Source organism: Streptomyces sp. AC627_RSS907, from assembly GCF_019049165.1.
Genome location: NZ_JAGMUE010000506.1, coordinates 1 through 583, shown reverse-complemented (window position 1 = coordinate 583; position 583 = coordinate 1). Strand labels below are relative to the sequence as shown.

The 583-nt window shown below is 70.2% G+C and carries 1 protein-coding gene; it reads left to right on the top strand.

Annotated features, from left to right (window positions below):
* Positions 1-583 (top strand): Nramp family divalent metal transporter (locus KUM32_RS36725; RefSeq protein ID WP_217146212.1); only part of this gene is annotated, 583 nt, incomplete at both ends.

The following is a 583-nucleotide window of genomic DNA, read 5'->3' as shown; positions in this document are numbered from 1 at the left end:
CCGACAGCTCGTGGATGCGCACGATGCGGCTCGACAACCGGGTCGCGTACGTCACCACCGGCATCTTCGTCGTCGCCATGCTGATCGTCGGCGCCGAGTTGCTGCACTCCGCCGACATCGCCCTGCACAAGGGCGACAAGGGGTTGATCGACCTCGGTGACGTGCTGGAGGAGCGGTACGGCACCGGCACCGCCAAGCTCTTCCTCGTCGGCTTCTTCGCCACCTCCTTCTCCTCCCTGGTCGGCGTCTGGCACGGGGTGAGCGTGATGGTCGCCGACTTCGTCGAGCACTACCGGGCCGGCGCCGTGGCCGCGGCCGGCGGAGCCGCCCCCGCCGAGGCCGCCCCCGCCGCCGGCCCGGGCACCATCGGCCGCCACGAGCGCTCGCTGCCCTTCCGGCTGTACCTGCTGTGGCTGACCTTCCCGCCGATCAGCCTGCTCTTCCTGGACCAGCCGTTCGGCCTGGTGATCGTCTACGGGGTGCTGGGCGCGTTCTTCATGCCCTTCCTCGCGCTCACCCTGCTGTGGCTGCTCAACTCCTCCCGTACGCCCCGCGAGTGGCGCAACGGCCTCCTCAGCAACGT